Origin of the sequence: Microbacterium aurantiacum, from assembly GCF_040532595.1 — a bacterium.
Lineage (GTDB): Bacteria > Actinomycetota > Actinomycetes > Actinomycetales > Microbacteriaceae > Microbacterium > Microbacterium chocolatum_B.
Genome location: NZ_JBEVYX010000001.1, coordinates 275,706 through 291,349, shown reverse-complemented (window position 1 = coordinate 291,349; position 15,644 = coordinate 275,706). Strand labels below are relative to the sequence as shown.

Below are 15,644 nucleotides of genomic sequence, written 5' to 3'. Positions count from 1 at the left end.
CCCGCCGGGCGCGGGTCACAGCTGAGACAGAAGCTCCCGCATCGTCGCGATCTCTTCGGTCTGCGAGGCGATGATGTCGTTCGCGAGGGCGATGGCATCCGCGTTCTGGCCGTCGTCGACCTCGTCCTGCGCCATGTCGATGGCGCCCTCGTGGTGCTCGATCATCTGCTCGAGGAACAGCCGCGCAGCCTGTATGCCGGTCGCGGCCTCGAGCGCCTCCATGTCGTCTTCGCTCATCATCCCGCCGCCGTGGTGCATGTCGTCCATGTCGGGCATGTCGGCGCCCCAGGCGTCGAGCCACTCCTCCATCTGCTCGATCTCGGGCTGCTGGGCGGCCTTGATCTGCTCGGCGAGCGCGGTGACCTCGGGGTCGATGTCGCTCTTCGCGAGGAGCATGTCCGACATCTCGATGGCCTGCTCGTGGTGGGGGATCATCATCTGCGCGAACATGACGTCCGCACTGTTGGCATCGACCGCCTCAGCCGACGAGGACGAGTGGTCGCCGTGATCCATGCCGGGCATGGTCGGGGCATCACTCGCGCAGCCCGTCAGCGCAAGGGCCGCGGCGAGGGTGACCGCGGCGATCGTCGCAGGGCGCATCGTCTTCGTCATGGGAGTCTCCGTTCGGACGAGGTCTTCCGATTCGTGGCCTTCGGGAATACCCTTGGGGGGTATCCGGGTTCGAGCATACGCCCACCGCCGAGAAACCGCACCCATGGGGAGTGAATCGATGTCCGATCCGCACGCACACCACCGGAGCTCGTCGACGACGGATGCCGCCCTCGGCGATCGGGAAAACCGCGAGGGTCATTCGGCCCACGTAGATCACTCGGCCCACGGCTCGCCGGCGGCCCACAGCAACCACGCGGGCCACAGCGACCACGCCGACGACGCCTCGCACGCCGGCCATTCCGGCCACGCCGGTCACGCCGGACACGCCGACCACGTCGGCCAGTTCCGCCGCCTGTTCTGGATCAACCTGCTCATCGGCATCCCCGTTGTGGCTTTCTCGCCGATGTTCGGGATGCTGCTCGGCTACGACGTCCCCGGATGGGCGATGTGGATCGCGCCCGCGCTCGGCACCGTGATGTACGTCTGGGGCGGGTGGCCGTTCCTCACCGGCGCGGTCAGCGAGCTGCGTTCGCGGGCGCCCGGGATGATGCTGCTGATCGGGCTCGCGATCACCGTGGCGTTCTTCGCCTCCTGGGGTGCGACCCTCGGCATCCTCGATCACGAGCTGGAGTTCTGGTGGGAGCTCGCGCTGCTCATCGTCATCATGCTGCTCGGTCACTGGATCGAGATGCGATCGCTCGCGCAGACCAGTTCCGCGCTCGACTCGCTCGCCGCGCTGATCCCCGATGAGGCGGAGCGCGTCGAGGGAGACGAGGTCGTCACCGTCGCCCCCGCCGACCTGCGGGTGGGGGACGTCGTGGTGGTCCGCCCGGGAGGCAGCGTCCCCGCCGACGGGAAGATCGTCGACGGAAGCGCCGACATGGACGAGTCGATGGTCACAGGCGAATCCCGCCCGGTCGCGCGCACGACCGGCGACTTCGTCACGGCCGGCACCGTCGCCACCGACTCCGGACTTCGGGTCGAGGTCACCGCAACGGGGGATGAGACTACTCTCGCCGGCATCCAGAGGCTGGTCACCGAGGCGCAGACCTCGTCCTCGCGCGCGCAGCGGATCGCCGATCGCGCCGCAGCGCTGCTGTTCTGGTTCGCGCTCGGCGCCGCCGTCGTCACCGCCGTGGTTTGGACGCTCGTCGGCTCTCCCGACGACGCCGTCATCCGCACGATCACCGTCCTGGTCATCGCCTGCCCCCACGCCCTGGGCCTCGCGATCCCGCTGGTCGTCTCCATCGCCACCGAGCGTGCCGCCCGCGGCGGCGTGCTGGTGAAGGACCGGCTCGCGCTCGAGAGCATGCGCACCGTCGACACCGTCCTGTTCGACAAGACCGGCACCCTCACCAAGGGCGAGCCCACCGTCTCGGCTGTCGAGACGGTCGGAGACGTCGATGCGGATGCCGTCCTCGCGCTCGCCGCAGCCGCGGAGTCCGACAGCGAACACCCGCTGGCGAAGGCGATCGTCCGCGCGGCGAAGGAGAAGGACCTCCGCTTGGCGCAGGCGACCGGCTTCACCTCGTCGCCCGCGGTCGGCGTCACCGCCACCGTCGACGGAGCCGAGATCCGCGTCGGCGGGCCGCGCCTCCTCGAGGAGGTCGGCGCAGGCGAGGTTCCGACCGCCGATGAGTGGCGGCAGGACGGCGCGATCATCCTTCACGTCGTCCGCGACGGCGCCGTGATCGGCGGGCTGAAGCTCGCCGACGAGATCCGCCCCGAGTCGCGTGATGCCGTCGACGCGCTGCACGCTCTCGGCGTCCAGGTCGTCATGATCACGGGAGACGCGGATGCCGTGGCGGATGCCGTCGGCGCCGAGCTCGGGATCGATCGGGTGTTCGCGCACGTGCGGCCGGAGGACAAGGCCGACAAGGTCGCGGAGCTGCAGAGGGAGGGTCGGAAGGTCGCGATGGTCGGCGACGGCGTGAACGATGCGCCCGCTCTCGCCCAGGCCGACGTCGGCATCGCGATCGGTGCGGGGACGGATGTCGCGATCGCCTCGGCCGGGGTGATCCTCGCCAGCTCTGACCCGCGCTCGGTGCTGTCGGTGATCGAGCTCTCGCGTGCGACGTATCGGAAGATGAAGCAGAACCTGTGGTGGGCCGCCGGGTACAACTTGCTGTCGGTTCCGCTCGCCGCGGGTGTGCTGGCGCCGATCGGGTTCGTGCTGCCGATGTCGATCGGCGCGATCCTCATGTCGCTGTCGACGGTGGTCGTCGCGCTGAACGCGCAGCTGCTCCGCCGCATCGATCTGACCCCCGAGGCGAGCACCCGCGCGGTGCTGGACCGCCGCGACGCCTGACCGGGGTATCTCCGCTCGGCGCTCGCTCTCGGACGATGTCTCGGTCTACCAATCGCCGAAGAGCGCGTCGTCTCCATCGCGGAGGCGCAGGTAGCTGAGATGTTCCTGCTCGAGTTGCCGCTCCGCACGGCCCGCGTCTGGGGAACCGGCGTGCGGTAGGACCCGGGTGCCGGTGAGATCCAGGGTGGTGGGCGGCGTATCCGCCGAGTAGCCGGTAGGGAGTTCTCCGGGGTCATCCATCAGCTCGATTCCTCGAAGGTCACGGCTCGTGAGGCACGCTCCGGCTGAGTACCCAGCGAAGATCATCCCTGGGGCACGCGTGAGCGCGTGCCCCAGCCTCGCTCGTTCGGCTGCGCGCGCCAGGACGAATGCGTTTCCGCCGACCGCCCAAATCAGGTCGGCAGCGGACAGGACAGCGGGAAGTTTGTGGGAATCCGCGTCCCAATAGTCGCGCAAGTCCAGCTCCGTGACGTCGTATCCGAGTGCATTCAGGTCCAGGACTTCTCGCTCCCAGTTCGCCAGTCTTTCCGGATAAGCGTCGGCGGCGTTCATGATGATCAACGCGCGCTGACGGCCGCGACTACGCAATCGCGCGGCGTTTCTGCCCAATCGGTAGGAACTGCAGTACACCCGCACGCGATCACCCCTTCACTCGCACGACCGCCACCCGGACACTGCTCGATGCTGTTGTGCGAAGTGTCACCATGTCAGAGGCGGCAGGTCATCTCGAGTTCCCGCTGCGTCGGGTTGAGGTTGTACGGCTCACTGCGGCCGGTCTCTTCGAACCCCCGACGCCGGTAGAACCGTCTGGCGCGCCAGTTCTCCTCGTGAACGAAGAGAGTTAGGGTCTCGCCTCGGCTGGCAGCCCAGGCCTGGACGGCATCGAGAATCTGGTCGGCGACTCCTTTCGCGCCGCCTCGGAAGGGTGGGCGCACATACACCGCCGCAAGGACCGGAGCAGTTCCGCCGGCTGGAACGTACGCGCTCATCGTCCCCGCCCAGGTGCCGTCATCCGCGATCGCCGCAACCGTGATGTTGTTCTCTCCGTTGCTGCGACGCACCCGTGCACGCCAGCCTTCCTCGTTCAGCGCGAGTGCATCCTCAACGCGCTCGTTGAAGGCCGTCGGCGCGTCCTGCAGCATCTCGATTCGGATCGACCGCACTTCCGCCCAGTCGGCTTCACGGGCCTCACGAATCTCCACCGGCGCTCCCGCGAAATCCATGTCCCGAGGCTCTCACGCTCGCTGCGCGATGTCAGCCCGCTCGACCGGGTCGGTGTCGTCCCACGCGCGGACGCGATGGATCGTCGCCGACTTCGGGTACGTCCCGCCCGCCCCGCCGATCTCGAACAGGTCGATGAGGAGGAACATCGGATACTCCGGCGCCTGCGCGATCCGCCGCACCACCGCGCCCTCGCAACCGATGACGGTCTCCCCGTTGCCCCAGATCACGGTCCAGGTATGCGCCAGTGACGCGTCGACCGGGATCGGCACCTCGGCCATGTCGGTGACGAGCGATGGATCGTGATGGGCCTTGATCCCGGTCCTCGCTCGGGCCGTCGCACCGACCGCGTCCGCGTCGATCTCGAACAGACAGATCTCTCCCGACTCGTCGGGGCTGCGGTGCTCGGTGCCGACGAGCCACGCGGCGACCATGGTGCCGGCATCCGTCCCTGCGGAGAGCGTCACCTCGACGCGGCCGCGAGACGGCGCGAACAGCAGACGTTCCGGAGTCTCCGTTCGCACTCGTAGACCGTCGCGGTGGCGGTGTGTGCCGCGCTCCGAGCCCACGGGGCCCGAGAACGTGCCCGTCTGCAGGTTCGAGACGCGCAGCGGCGCGTCCTCGGGCCGCCAGTCGGGCTGATCGGCGTCGATCCGCAGCTCCAGTCCCGCATCGACTACGCCGTATCGCGCACGTGCGCGGTCAGGCGTCGTCCACTGCGGCAGGTACTCCGCGACCCACAGCGCGGGATCGAGGCCGTCACGGAAGTCTTCGTCGACGTCGGGAGCGCGCGTCGGTTCGGGAAGGCGATCGGATGCCGTCATGATCGGCGATGCTCGCACACACCCCCGACAGGCGCCCGGTGGCGGCGATCGGCCTGCACCCGCAGCCGCCTCAGGACGGTGACGACACGCGCCGAGCGTGCTCCTCGATCGCCGCGGCGACCGCGTGCGGGTTCTCCCACGCTGTGAAGTGCCCACCCGATTCCAGCCGCTCGAAGGAACGGATGTCGGTGTAGCTCTTCTCGGCGAGCGACCGGGGATAACCGCGCTCGTGGGTGTTGATGAGAATGGATGCCGGAGCGGTGACGATCGGATGATCGTCGAAGTCGTCGGGCTCGGAGTAGCTCCGGAAGCTCGTTCCGATCGATCTCGTGTGCCAGTACAGCGCGACGAGATCGATGACGTCGTCGTCGCTCAGTCGGGAGAACTCCGTCGCAACGCCGCCGTCGCTCCACGCCGCGACCTTCTCGGCGATCCAGGCGAGCAGGCCCACGGGTGAGTCCTGCAGCGCCACGGCGAGGGTGTCCGGTCGCGTGCCCTGCTGGTGTGCGTACCCGCTCTCGGCAGGGTCGCGCGCGGTGGTGAGGTAGGCGCGCTCGGCATCCGTCAGCTCGACGCCTTCCCGCGCTTGCGCGGAATAGGAGGGGTGACTCGCGATGATGCCCGCGACAGCGTGTGGGTAGAGCCCCGCGATCCAGTCGGCCACCGGAGCTCCGATGTCCTCGCCGTAGACGAGGTATCGGGCGTGCCCGGCGTCGTCGGTCATGACGCGGTGGAGGGCTTCGGCGATGCGCCGCGCGCTGAAGGGTTCCGAGGCGGCCGGGGAATGGCCGAACCCCGGAAGGGAGGGCGCCACCAGAGTGCGTCTTCCGTCGATCGCATCGGCGAGCGGCACGAACTGGGCGTAGGAGTAGGGCCACCCGTGGATCGCCAGCACGGGGAGCGCGGTCTCGTCACCCGCGCAATGCATCGCATGGAGGGTGCCGATGTCGGTGGCGTGGAACGTGTGGGTCTCGGCGTTGATGCGACGCTCAAGGGCCCTCCCGTCGTGTCGCTCCACCCAGTGCGTCCGCAACCGCTCCAGCACACGGAGCGGGATGCCGCGGGACCACTCCGGTCCCGGCGATGGGGTCGGCAGTGCCGCGGCGCGCAGCCGCTCCCGAAGGGTGTCCATCTCGGAATCGGTGATGCGCAGCACGCGATGGTCCATCGGTGGCGTCGTCATCGGGCCGTCGTCTTTTCCGCGCGATGGCGGCGCACTCGTGCGCGGGTGGCGCATCGGGCACAGCAGTACTCGCGCCCGCCCTGGGCGGTGTCGATGAACGGGGTGACGCAGGGGTCGCTGGCGCACCGCCGCACTCGCCCCCGCACCCCTGCCGCGAGTGCAGCGAGCAGGGGGCCCGCGATCTCCGCCCAGACGGCGCTGACCGTATCAGTCCGGGATGACCGGTAGCGGATGCCGGAACCGTCGACCACCGGAGTCACCCCGTGCTGCGCCATGGTCTCGTTCGCGAGCGCGAAGGCGCCGGCATCCGAGCCGTCGAGGAGGAGGGCAGCCACCGTGTCGCGGAGCGAACGCGCGTCGGAGATGTCTCTCACATCGACCGCGGACGGAGCGGTCTCGAGGAGGAGGGCCCGGAAGCGGTCCAGGTCGAGCTCCTCGGGCCAGGGGGCTTCGGGGCGGGTGGCGGCCAACGCGACGAGCGGCGTGATGCGGCGGTCTGACATGGCGCCACGGTAGCAGATGTAACGGACACTACCCGTCTATGTCCGTTACGCGGGATCACGGTTCTCGGACAGGGCGCGCGCGGTGAGCGCCGTGCCGCGGTCGTCGTCGTCGCGCAGCGCCAGGAGCAGACGCGTGGCGGCGTCCCCGGGGATCTCGCCGAGCGCCGCGGCCAGGCGCCGCCGTGCCGGGACGGCGCCCTCGGCCAGCTCCCGCGCGATCGCGGCGACCGCCGACGATGCCGCACCGGTCTGAGTAACGAGCTCGCGGAGGGCGTCGGATGCGTCGACGTCGTCCTGCCCGCGGCTGATCATCGCGACCAGGTCATCGATGACCTCGGTGTCGCCGCGTCGTGCGCGGAAGAGAGCCGCGCGACCACGAATGCGGGGATCGGTGTGGGTGGTCGAGCGTGCGATCGCGTTCACGGCCGCGGGCGTCCCGATCTTCTCGAGGGTGTCGAGCGCGCGGCGTCGCGTCATCTCGGCCGGCGAGGCGAGCGCGTCGATCAGGCGGGGCAGCGCGGCGTCTCCTCCCTGAGCGACCTGCCACTGCAGCGCTCCCGCGACGTCGTTGTTGGCCTCCTGCAAGAGCGCCTCGATCAGCACCTGCAGCTCCCCGTCGGTCGACGTGCGTGCCCGGATCACCGCCTGTTGGCGCTGCGACGGGGTGGCACCGTCGAGGCCGCGGAGCAATTCCACCGTCCGCGAGACATCCGACCAGGTCGACGGCTGACTCGCCTGCACCGCCTCGAGTCGGCGGATGAGCTCCGACGAGCGTGCGATCTGGTCGCGCGCGCGGTCGATCAGGTCGGACATCACCTGGTCGGGAGGATAGGAGTCGTCCGAGATGACCGCCGAGATCTGCGCGAGGCTCAGCCCCAGAGAGCGGAGCCCCTCGATGTGCAGGAGCGTCACCAGGTCCGCCTCTTCGTGCTCGCGGTATCCGCTCGCCGTACGCCCCGTCGGGCGCAGGATCCCGACACGGTCGTAGTGTCGCAGCATGCGGGTGCTGATGCCGGTCTGCTGTGCCACGTCGCCGATGAGCATCATGCCTCCGGTCGGGGTGCCGCGCGAAGGGCGACGACGCGCTTCGCTTCGGCCACCGCCTCATCGAACGAGTCGTCGGGGGAATCCATGAGCGCGAGAGTGGCCACCGCGTGTGCGCGCGCTCGGTCGTCGCCCGTCTCGACGGCCCTGTCGAGGGCCGGCCGCGATGGTGCGCCGACGGCGACGAACGCGCGGCTGAGACTCCGTTGCGTGTCATGGGCGCCCCGCCCGAGCTCGGCGACCAGCTCCGCAGCGAGGCGAGGGGCGTCGTCCGGAGGGACGAGGCCCGACGCTGCTCGCCAGGCGGTGCGCGAGACCTCGGCGTCGTCGTCGTGCAGAAGCGCAGCGGTCACCGCGGGCCAGGTCTCGGGGTCGGCGATCTTGGAGAGGGTGTGGAGCGCCTGACTCCGCGCCTGCGGGAGGGGCGAGCGCAGCTCCCGGAGCACGGCGCCCGTGGTGAGGGAGCGGTCTTGCCGGATGAGCGCCCAGGTCAGCATGTCGCGGACCGGGAAGTCGGGCTCGACCGCGCAACGAGCGAGAAGCACGTCGATGAACCCGGTGTCGGGGTGGGTGCCCGCGGTCATGGCGGCCTGCAGGCGGGTGGACGGGCTCGCGTGCGAGAGCGCCGTACCCAGCCGTTCCGCCGCGGTTCGTGTGTGCGATTCATTCATTGGTGGAACCTCCGCACCCCAGTGCACAGCTTGTCACTGTGACAAGGTCAAGCGCGATGACAAGGTTCCACCCACGACTGCCCTCAGCCGCCGGGACCGACGGAGTTGTCCGGCGCCCCGTCGCCGTTCTCGGGAAGGTCGCCGCGCTCGACGGGCTCGCCCGTCGGCATCCGTGGCGCATCCGAGAAGAGCACCTCCAGCTCCGACACCGTCGGCACGTGCACGTTCTGCGCGGCGGTGCGGAGGTCGTCGGTGCTCCCGCCGTTGCCGATGAGGCGCACCAGTGCGCCGTCGCGGACCGCGATGAACTCTTCTGCGGCGTCCACCTGCCGGTACCAGATGCCGTCGGGCTCTTCGGTGCAGGTCACCTCGCCGCTCGGACCGTTCCAGAGGGGGAGTGCCGCGCAACTCTCGGCGTCGAGATCGCCCGACTCCGTGCGGAGCTCGACCATCGCGGCCGACCGCGCGTTGAACCACACCGCTGACATCCCGGTCTCGGCGCTGCCGCCGACCGACTGCGGCTCGAGGTCGTAGCCGTCGACCTTCGTCGTGTAGACGAGGGACGGATCGATGGTCAGCCCTCCCATGCTCGCGGCGATCTGGCCGGCGCTCGCTGTCTCGGCACCCTCGGCACCACCGCCTGCTTCGCTCGCGCACCCGCTAACCACAAGGACGACGGATGCCGCCACCACCGCCGCCGCAATCCCGCGCCCGTGTACCCGCATCCGCTCAGCTCTCCGGGTCGTACATGAACGCCCGCACCTCTTGCGGGCACCGGCACGCCGCGGCGAACTTCGCCGCCCACCGTGTCGCCTCCTCGGGAGTCGGCAGTTCGAGCACCGCGTATCCGCCCTCGATCCGCGCCGTCTCGGGGTACGTGCCCTCGGTCACCGTGCCGTCCGCGTCGACCATCACCGGCGGGATGCTCTCGTCGATGCCGCCGCCGAAGACCCAGACTCCGGCATCCTTCGCCTGGCGAAGCACCTCGTGCGCCGCGTCGGCGACGGCCGGCAGCTCGGCATCCGACACCACCATGGCCGAGCTGGGGAACGAGATCAGGTACTTCGTCATCGGATGCCTCCTCCATACGCGACACGCTTCACTCCATCCTTGCCAGGGATCGGGGTCGCGTCGAGGGGGTGGCCGGGCCGCGACGCCCTCAGCGCAGTACTTCTACGAGCGCGACCCACGAGACGATCACCGCGCTCACGATCGCGAGCAGCGTGCCGGCTGCGACGATGCCGGCGCCGACCGCGAGCCCCGCGAGGAGCGCGGATCCGCCGACGAGGTAGGCGACGGTCGGGAGCCACGCGAGCACGATGTTGACGACGCGCCGCGCGTTCCCCTGTGTGGCGGGGTTGGCGGCGAGGCGAGCCGTTGCGGCCACTTGGAAGATCGCCGAGAACGCCGCGACAACGATCACCCCGATGCCGAACCCGGGAAGAGAGAGGTCAGGCCAGAGGGCGATGGCGGACGCGGTCAGGCCCATCAGCAAGCTGGCGATGCCGGCAGCGAGGCGAGCGGTCAGCGTCGCGGCCTTGATGATCGCGGTGATGTTGACGCTCGCGGCGACGATGACGAGCCCCGCCAGGGCCGAGGTCGCCCCGACCATCGCGACGTTGAAGTCGTGCCACGCGTCGAGGGTCTCCATCAGCGCCTCCCGGTGTCACGCCAGCCGATGGCCGAACTCGGGAACGAGATCAGGTACTTCGTCATCGGATGCCTCCTCCACACGCAACGCGACCCCGCTCATCCTTGCCGGAGAACGGGGTCGCGTCGAGGCGTGATCAGGCGATGCGCGAGCGGTCGTAGGTGTTGCTGGAGTAGCTGAGGATGAAGTAGCCGATGAGGGCGAACAGCCACAGCAGGAAGACCGAGAAGACCGCTCCGTGGCCGAAGCCCTTGCCGAGGCGGAGGGCGACGATGATCGCGAAGACGATGTTCACGATCGGGACGATGTAGAGCAGGGTCCACCAGGCCGAGAGGCCGGCGGCGCGGACGATGAAGAAGGCGGCGACGATCGGGATGAGCGCGGTCCAGCCGGGCTGACCGGCCTTGTTGAGGAAGGGCCACACGGCGGCGACGAAGAGGACGTATCCGATGAAGCCACCGATGAGTCCGCCCGCACCCGCGCCGGAGTTGCCGAGGTTGTCGGAGGTCATCAGGGGAAGAAGCTCGAGAGCGATATGCATGCGCGCGAGCCTAGGGCGGAACCTGTGTGCCGCGTGTGAACACTCCGAAAAGCTGCCGGGGTCCGCGCGTTAACGGGCCTCGCGGGTTGCGATGTTACGCCCGACGACGGGCTCCGACGCGGATGCCGGTGAGGAACGCCACTCCGACGAGCCCGCCGACGAAGAGGGTGAACCCGACCGCGGTGACCGGGGCGATGGCCATCCCGGGGTTTCCGGCCAGGTACGCGAAATCCGTCGCCGGCGCGTAGGCGACCCACCCGCCCGACGCGCTCACCGGAGTCGCAATCCCGACGAGGATCAGCACGAACCCGGCGACGAGCGCGACGGCGGAGACAACCCACCCGATGATCTCGCCGCGACGGCGTGCGGTGTTCATCGTCCGCCCTCCTCTGAGAGCGAGGTCTGCGCAGATCGCTCGCGGTGGATCCGCAACGCCCGCCCGCCCCAGATCGCGAGGGGAATCGCGAACGGCCCCATGACCACGCCGACCAAGCGCCACCCGAACTCGTCCGCAAAGAGGAGAAGGCCCGAGCCGCAGAGATACACGATGATCGCAACGACGATCAGCAAGATCGCCGCGCGCATACTCATGAGAGGCCTCGTGGTCGGCTGACTTGAGACGTTCTCCGCTTCGCTCATCGTCCGACCCTACCCACCCCTCGCCACCCACCCCCGTACACACGACGGCGGGCCCCCGCGTCGAAACGCGAGGGCCCGCAAATCCGGCGGTGCCGGAAGACGTCAGATCACGCCTGGGAGCCGAGGGCGAAGCGAACGGATCCGTCCTGCCCGAGCTCGGCGTCCAGCACGCGGTCGTCGAGTGCCGTGTTGGCGGCCTCGTCGAGGAAGACACGTGCGCCGTCGGTGACGACGACGGTGTCCTGCGGCTCCGGTGCGGGAGCGACGCTGAGCTCGAAGCCGTTCTGGGCGCCGGTGTCGCGGATGCGGACTCCTCCGTCGCCGGCCTCGGGGACGCGCGCGATGATCGTCTTGACGGCCTCGGCCGCGGTGTCGGTCATAGTAAGCATTGAGTGCTCCTTTCCTTCCTGCGGTCAACGAGGTGGCCACGATTCCGAGAATCCGCGCCGCCCGCAACCCGTACCGCCGTATGGGCGTCGACTCACACCGGATACGGAGGTTCGTCCTCCACAAGCGGATTGCGCCGACGCGGAGAGCGGATGCCGAGCAGCGGCCACGTCAACATCGCTACCGTGCCGACCACGACGAACCCGCCGAATTGTCGCTCATACGGACCCCTCGATGACGGATATCGGGGGAGTGCGCATGCCCTCCACCCTCCTACGTGCCCGCGGTTGTGTTGGGTCGTCGCGACCGCGATCCCGTCCCGGAACGCTCGGCTAAACTTGCCGGGCCAGCCTCTGTAGCTCAATGGAAGAGCAGTTGCGTCCTAAGCAAACGGTTGGGGGTTCGAGTCCCTCCAGGGGCACGATCTTTTTCGCGGTTCGGCGAGCGCACTCCTGTGGTGGTGGCGGCTAAGGGGGGCAAGAACGTGGATCGGTCCAATCGCGAGCGGGCGCTTATCGCCGTCTTCGCCAACCCGGACACCCGTCGCGTCGCCGCGCGCATGATGTTGGGGGAGAGCCTGCAGCTGTGTCTCGCGGATGTCGCGCCGTCAAAGAGTCGGCGAATCACGTCGGCGCTCAGCAATAGCGGCCTCATCGACCGAAGCGACCACGCCTTCCGTCCCGAGGTGTTCCGCGAGGTTCTCGAAGCGACACCGGTCACCAAACGCGTCGGACTCGAGCGTTTCCTCGACGGCACCCGGATCCGGCAGTACCCGGCGAGCCTTGCCGAGCGCGGCGAGCTCTTGAAATGGGTCGCCCGCCGCGCCTTGAATCCAGGCGAGGTGGTGCCCGAGCGCGAAGTCAACGATCGACTGCGCGAGTATTCGGACGACGTCGCCGTGCTGCGGCGATACCTCGTGGACTTCGCGTTCATCGAGCGGCGGACCGACGGTAGTGAGTACGCGCTGAGTTCCAGGCTCGCCCGTGACCCGATCGATTGACCGGCTCGCCGCAATCGGAGTCGACAGCCTCTGCTACTCATCTGCCTTCAAGTTAAGAGGGCGAACGCCCGCCAGCGTCAGTGCGAGCGCCCAAGGTCCGGGTCCGAGCTTGATGATCTCCCGGCGCAACCGCTCCTCATGGCAGAGGAAGAGCTGCATCTGATCTTGGGGCCGTAGGTCCTGTTTCGCACCGATCCAGACCGAGCGGACACCCGCTTCGCGGTATGCGCTGAGTTCGGCTGGGCGAGTGCGAATGCGGCGGTCTCTCGTCAGCACGATGAGGCCTTGTGCGCCTACGACCGGCATCCACTCGAGGTCGGGAGTCCCGAGCGGTACTTGAAGAAGGTGTGGGTGACCGGGGTAAAGGATGTCGTCCCGGCCGCTCCGTTGGAGGAGCTTTCCCAGTCCGAGCGCGTTCTCGTCGGTGAAGTACACCGGCGTGAACCCGGGGGACATCAGGCCACGCGCTCGCTGCTGGCGATCAATTCGAAGCGGATGGCATCGTCGACTTGCTGGGCGCTCAGATTGTAGAGGTCAGCGAGCTCTTCCCTCGAGGTCCCAGCCCGGAACGCTTCAGCCAGCGCTTCGGTGCGAACACTCCGAACCGCCGGCTGGCCGAAAGCGCGCGTGGGGTCCATGAGCACGTTCGGCGCTGCGAGGCCGCTAGGGTTCAAAGTCGCGACGACTCCGCCTTCGTATTGAACCGAGTCGTTGAACCGCTGCGTTGCCTGCGCAAGCATCGTCTGACCGTTTCGGACAACAACGAGTTGAAGTGAGCGATCCACGCCCACTTCGTCTTGAACAGCCCGGACGAGCTCGCGACCTTCGACGTCGAGGAAGGGGCGCGCGTGCGCCAGCGGATAGGCGCCGAACTCTTCGCGCAAGCGCACGATGGCGGGCCGGAGTTTCTGAACGGTGACCTGTTTGCTGCGGAACTCCGCCAGCAATCGAGCCTCAACCATCTCGCCCCAGGTCACGACATCATGCCCGGTCGGCTCTTCACGGAGCACCGGATCATAGAACCGGCCGGATCGGGTGTATCCATCGAGCCACCGCCGGGCCGTGCCGGTGTGAAGGCCGACGAGTCGGTCGACGTCGGCATACGAGTAGATCGCACGATCGAGCAGTGAGGCCGGCACATCGACCATGATCGCACTCCACCTTTCGCTCGACGATCGGACGCGACGACGGATGGAGAACTCGTCACGCGGCTGGTTGGAATCACATCGCGGCGACCCTGGTCCCGCGATGTCACACGAGGGTACGGCGCGGCAGCGACACCGACCAGGCGCGGATCTCAACAGAATCGGCTCTGTCAGGCCGGGAATGTTCTGCATTTATATGCGGTTGAATGGAAACAGTGCGTGAATGACCACTACGACGCCTCGCACCCCACATGACCATCGACGGGAGAACCCCATGAATGTCGCACCCTCGGGACTGCACCACGTCACCGCGCTCGCCGGTGACCCGCAGAAGAACATCGACTTCTACGTCCGCGGGCTCGGCCTGCGGCTGGTGAAGAAGACGGTCAACTTCGACGACCCCGGCACGTATCACCTCTACTACGGCGATGAGTCCGGACGGCCCGGTAGCCTCATGACCTTCTTCCCGTGGCGGAACATCGCCCCGGGACGCATCGGCGCCGGGCAGTCGACCTCGACCGCGTTCAGCGTGCCCGCCGGATCGCTCGGCTGGTGGCACGAGCACTTCACCTCCCTCGGCGCCGAACCGCATATCACCTCGTCCTCCAGCAGCGAGGAGCGCCTCATGGTCGCCGACCCCGACGGGCTCCGCATCGAGCTCGTCGCCACCAACACCGACGACCCGCGCGACCCATGGGACTCCGCGAGCGTTCCTGCCGAGTACGCCGTGCGCGGGCAGCACTCCAGCGTCCTCACGGTGCGTGACCCCGAGGGCACCGTCGGGCTCCTCGTCAACGACCTCGGTATGCGCGTCCTCGAGCAGGCCGGCAACCGCACCCGCCTCGCCGCGGGCGACGGTCTCCCGGGCGCCATCGTCGACGTCGTCAGCTCCGGTCTCACCCCGACGGGTCTCACCGCGGGCGGAACGGTCCATCACATCGCCTTCCGCGTGCCCGACCAGGAGACGCAGCAGCAGTGGCGCGACGAGCTCGTCTCGCGCGGACACCAGGTGACCGAGATCCTCGACCGCCAGTACTTCACGAGCATCTACTTCCGTGAGCCGGGCGGCGTGCTCTTCGAGATCGCCACCGACACCCCCGGCTTCGACATCGACGAGCCGCTCCTCGAACTCGGCCGCGCCCTCAAGCTGCCGCCGTGGCTCGAGCCCTCCCGCGAGGCGATCGAGGCCGCCGTCGTTCCCGTGCATCTTCCGGCCGAGAACAACCCGGGAGCGGCGGCATGAGCGCGGTCTCGATCGAGGCGTGGCCGCACCTCGTCACGCCGGGGGAGGCGGATGCCCCAGTGCTCCTCACGCTGCACGGCACCGGCGGAAACGAACAGGAGATCACCGGCATCGTCTCCCACCTCTGGCCCGGGGCCGGAGTGCTCTCGCCGCGCGGACGCGTGACCGAGAGTGGAATGAACCGCTGGTTCCGGCGGCTCCGGGAGGGTGTGTTCGACGTCGACGACGTGATCCAGCGTGCTGGCGAGCTGGCCGAATTCGTCACCGCCGCGCGCGAGCACTACGACCTCGCGGACCGCCGCGTCATCGCCGTCGGCTTCTCCAACGGAGCGAACATCGGTCTGGCGACGGCGCTCCTGCACCCCGAGGTGCTCGACCGCGTGGTGGCGTTCAGCGGGATGTTCCCGTTCGCCGACCGCGACCCGATCGGCGACGTCTCCGCCGTCGAGGTGGTGCTGCTGAACGGCGTCGCCGACCCCATGGCTCCCTCGGCCTCGGTCGACCGGCTCGAGGAGGTCGCCGCATCCCACGGCGCGAAGGTGACGCGTCACACCCGCCCCGGCGGCCACGGTCTCGCGCAGAGCGACATCGACGCCGCGCGGGAGTGGCTCGCGGGACGCTGAGATCGGCATCCGTGGGGCTGGTCAGTCGCCGGCCTCACGGCCCATCTCA

21 protein-coding genes and 1 tRNA gene are annotated in these 15,644 nt (G+C 68.8%); 5 read left to right on the top strand and 17 right to left on the bottom strand.

Annotation, left to right across the window (positions count from 1 at the left end):
• Positions 1–15 precede the first annotated feature (15 nt).
• Positions 16–612, bottom strand: coding sequence for a DUF305 domain-containing protein (locus ABXJ56_RS01455; RefSeq protein ID WP_353997970.1), 597 nt, complete (start codon positions 610–612; stop codon positions 16–18).
• Between the two features lie 118 nt (positions 613–730).
• Here ABXJ56_RS01455 and ABXJ56_RS01450 point away from each other — a divergent pair, with 118 nt between their 5' ends.
• A complete protein-coding gene (locus tag ABXJ56_RS01450; RefSeq protein ID WP_353997969.1) occupies positions 731–2,920 on the top strand; it encodes a heavy metal translocating P-type ATPase in 2,190 nt (729 codons plus the stop codon).
• Positions 2,921–2,965: 45 nt separating this feature from the next.
• On the opposite strand, the gene ABXJ56_RS01445 is transcribed toward ABXJ56_RS01450, so the two are convergent.
• The 14 genes from ABXJ56_RS01445 to ABXJ56_RS01380 form a co-directional block, all read right to left on the bottom strand.
• Positions 2,966–3,472, bottom strand: a complete 507-nt coding sequence (locus ABXJ56_RS01445) for a Type 1 glutamine amidotransferase-like domain-containing protein (protein WP_353997968.1) — start codon at positions 3,470–3,472, stop codon at positions 2,966–2,968.
• A 155-nt stretch (positions 3,473–3,627) separates the two neighbouring features.
• Positions 3,628–4,143 (bottom strand): GNAT family N-acetyltransferase, encoded by a 516-nt coding sequence (locus ABXJ56_RS01440; RefSeq protein WP_353997967.1) that lies wholly within the window; start codon positions 4,141–4,143, stop codon positions 3,628–3,630.
• 12 nt (positions 4,144–4,155) lie between these two features.
• The gene (locus tag ABXJ56_RS01435; protein ID WP_353997966.1) at positions 4,156–4,965 is read right to left on the bottom strand and encodes a hypothetical protein; all 810 of its coding nucleotides are present in this window, start codon (positions 4,963–4,965) and stop codon (positions 4,156–4,158) included.
• A gap of 70 nt (positions 4,966–5,035) precedes the next feature.
• Positions 5,036–6,148 carry an epoxide hydrolase family protein gene (locus ABXJ56_RS01430; protein ID WP_353997965.1) on the bottom strand — a complete coding sequence of 371 codons (1,113 nt, stop codon included), beginning with the start codon at positions 6,146–6,148 and terminating at the stop codon, positions 5,036–5,038.
• Positions 6,145–6,651, bottom strand: coding sequence for a CGNR zinc finger domain-containing protein (locus ABXJ56_RS01425; protein ID WP_353997964.1), 507 nt, complete (start codon positions 6,649–6,651; stop codon positions 6,145–6,147). The genes ABXJ56_RS01430 and ABXJ56_RS01425 overlap by 4 nt, the downstream gene beginning before the upstream one ends.
• A gap of 45 nt (positions 6,652–6,696) precedes the next feature.
• Positions 6,697–7,680, bottom strand: coding sequence for a HEAT repeat domain-containing protein (locus ABXJ56_RS01420; RefSeq protein ID WP_353997963.1), 984 nt, complete (start codon positions 7,678–7,680; stop codon positions 6,697–6,699).
• A gap of 14 nt (positions 7,681–7,694) precedes the next feature.
• On the bottom strand, positions 7,695–8,366 hold the full coding sequence (locus tag ABXJ56_RS01415) for a HEAT repeat domain-containing protein (RefSeq protein WP_353997962.1): 672 nt from the start codon (positions 8,364–8,366) through the stop codon (positions 7,695–7,697).
• A gap of 83 nt (positions 8,367–8,449) precedes the next feature.
• On the bottom strand, positions 8,450–9,091 hold the full coding sequence (locus ABXJ56_RS01410; protein WP_353997961.1) for a hypothetical protein: 642 nt from the start codon (positions 9,089–9,091) through the stop codon (positions 8,450–8,452).
• A gap of 4 nt (positions 9,092–9,095) precedes the next feature.
• Entirely contained in the window at positions 9,096–9,437 is a 342-nt protein-coding gene (locus ABXJ56_RS01405; RefSeq protein ID WP_353997960.1) for a YciI family protein, read from the bottom strand.
• 88 nt (positions 9,438–9,525) lie between these two features.
• Positions 9,526–10,017: a hypothetical protein gene (locus ABXJ56_RS01400; protein ID WP_353997959.1), complete on the bottom strand. Its 492-nt coding sequence runs from the start codon at positions 10,015–10,017 to the stop codon at positions 9,526–9,528.
• 136 nt (positions 10,018–10,153) lie between these two features.
• A complete protein-coding gene (locus ABXJ56_RS01395; RefSeq protein WP_353997958.1) occupies positions 10,154–10,558 on the bottom strand; it encodes a DUF5684 domain-containing protein in 405 nt (134 codons plus the stop codon).
• A gap of 94 nt (positions 10,559–10,652) precedes the next feature.
• Complete coding sequence (locus tag ABXJ56_RS01390) at positions 10,653–10,934, bottom strand: hypothetical protein (RefSeq protein WP_353997957.1); 282 nt, start codon at positions 10,932–10,934, stop codon at positions 10,653–10,655.
• A complete protein-coding gene (locus tag ABXJ56_RS01385; RefSeq protein ID WP_353997956.1) occupies positions 10,931–11,197 on the bottom strand; it encodes a hypothetical protein in 267 nt (88 codons plus the stop codon). Before ABXJ56_RS01385 ends, ABXJ56_RS01390 begins: the two co-directional genes overlap by 4 nt.
• 107 nt (positions 11,198–11,304) lie before the next feature.
• Entirely contained in the window at positions 11,305–11,577 is a 273-nt protein-coding gene (locus tag ABXJ56_RS01380) for a Fe-S cluster assembly protein HesB (RefSeq protein ID WP_236967648.1), read from the bottom strand.
• A 356-nt stretch (positions 11,578–11,933) separates the two neighbouring features.
• Here ABXJ56_RS01380 and ABXJ56_RS01375 point away from each other — a divergent pair.
• Positions 11,934–12,005, top strand: a tRNA-Arg gene (locus ABXJ56_RS01375).
• A gap of 33 nt (positions 12,006–12,038) precedes the next feature.
• Positions 12,039–12,584: a DUF2087 domain-containing protein gene (locus ABXJ56_RS01370; protein ID WP_353997955.1), complete on the top strand. Its 546-nt coding sequence runs from the start codon at positions 12,039–12,041 to the stop codon at positions 12,582–12,584.
• Positions 12,585–12,617: 33 nt separating this feature from the next.
• Here the strand turns inward: ABXJ56_RS01370 and ABXJ56_RS01365 are convergent, their stop codons facing one another.
• A complete protein-coding gene (locus tag ABXJ56_RS01365; RefSeq protein ID WP_353997954.1) occupies positions 12,618–13,040 on the bottom strand; it encodes a hypothetical protein in 423 nt (140 codons plus the stop codon).
• Positions 13,040–13,732, bottom strand: coding sequence for a DUF433 domain-containing protein (locus ABXJ56_RS01360; RefSeq protein WP_353997953.1), 693 nt, complete (start codon positions 13,730–13,732; stop codon positions 13,040–13,042). Before ABXJ56_RS01360 ends, ABXJ56_RS01365 begins: the two co-directional genes overlap by 1 nt.
• Before the next feature lie 271 nt (positions 13,733–14,003).
• On the opposite strand from ABXJ56_RS01360, the gene ABXJ56_RS01355 reads away from it, so the two are divergent.
• A complete protein-coding gene (locus tag ABXJ56_RS01355) occupies positions 14,004–14,972 on the top strand; it encodes a ring-cleaving dioxygenase (protein ID WP_353997952.1) in 969 nt (322 codons plus the stop codon).
• Complete coding sequence (locus tag ABXJ56_RS01350; protein ID WP_353997951.1) at positions 14,969–15,595, top strand: alpha/beta hydrolase; 627 nt, start codon at positions 14,969–14,971, stop codon at positions 15,593–15,595. Before ABXJ56_RS01355 ends, ABXJ56_RS01350 begins: the two co-directional genes overlap by 4 nt.
• The last annotated feature ends 49 nt before the right edge of the window (positions 15,596–15,644 follow it).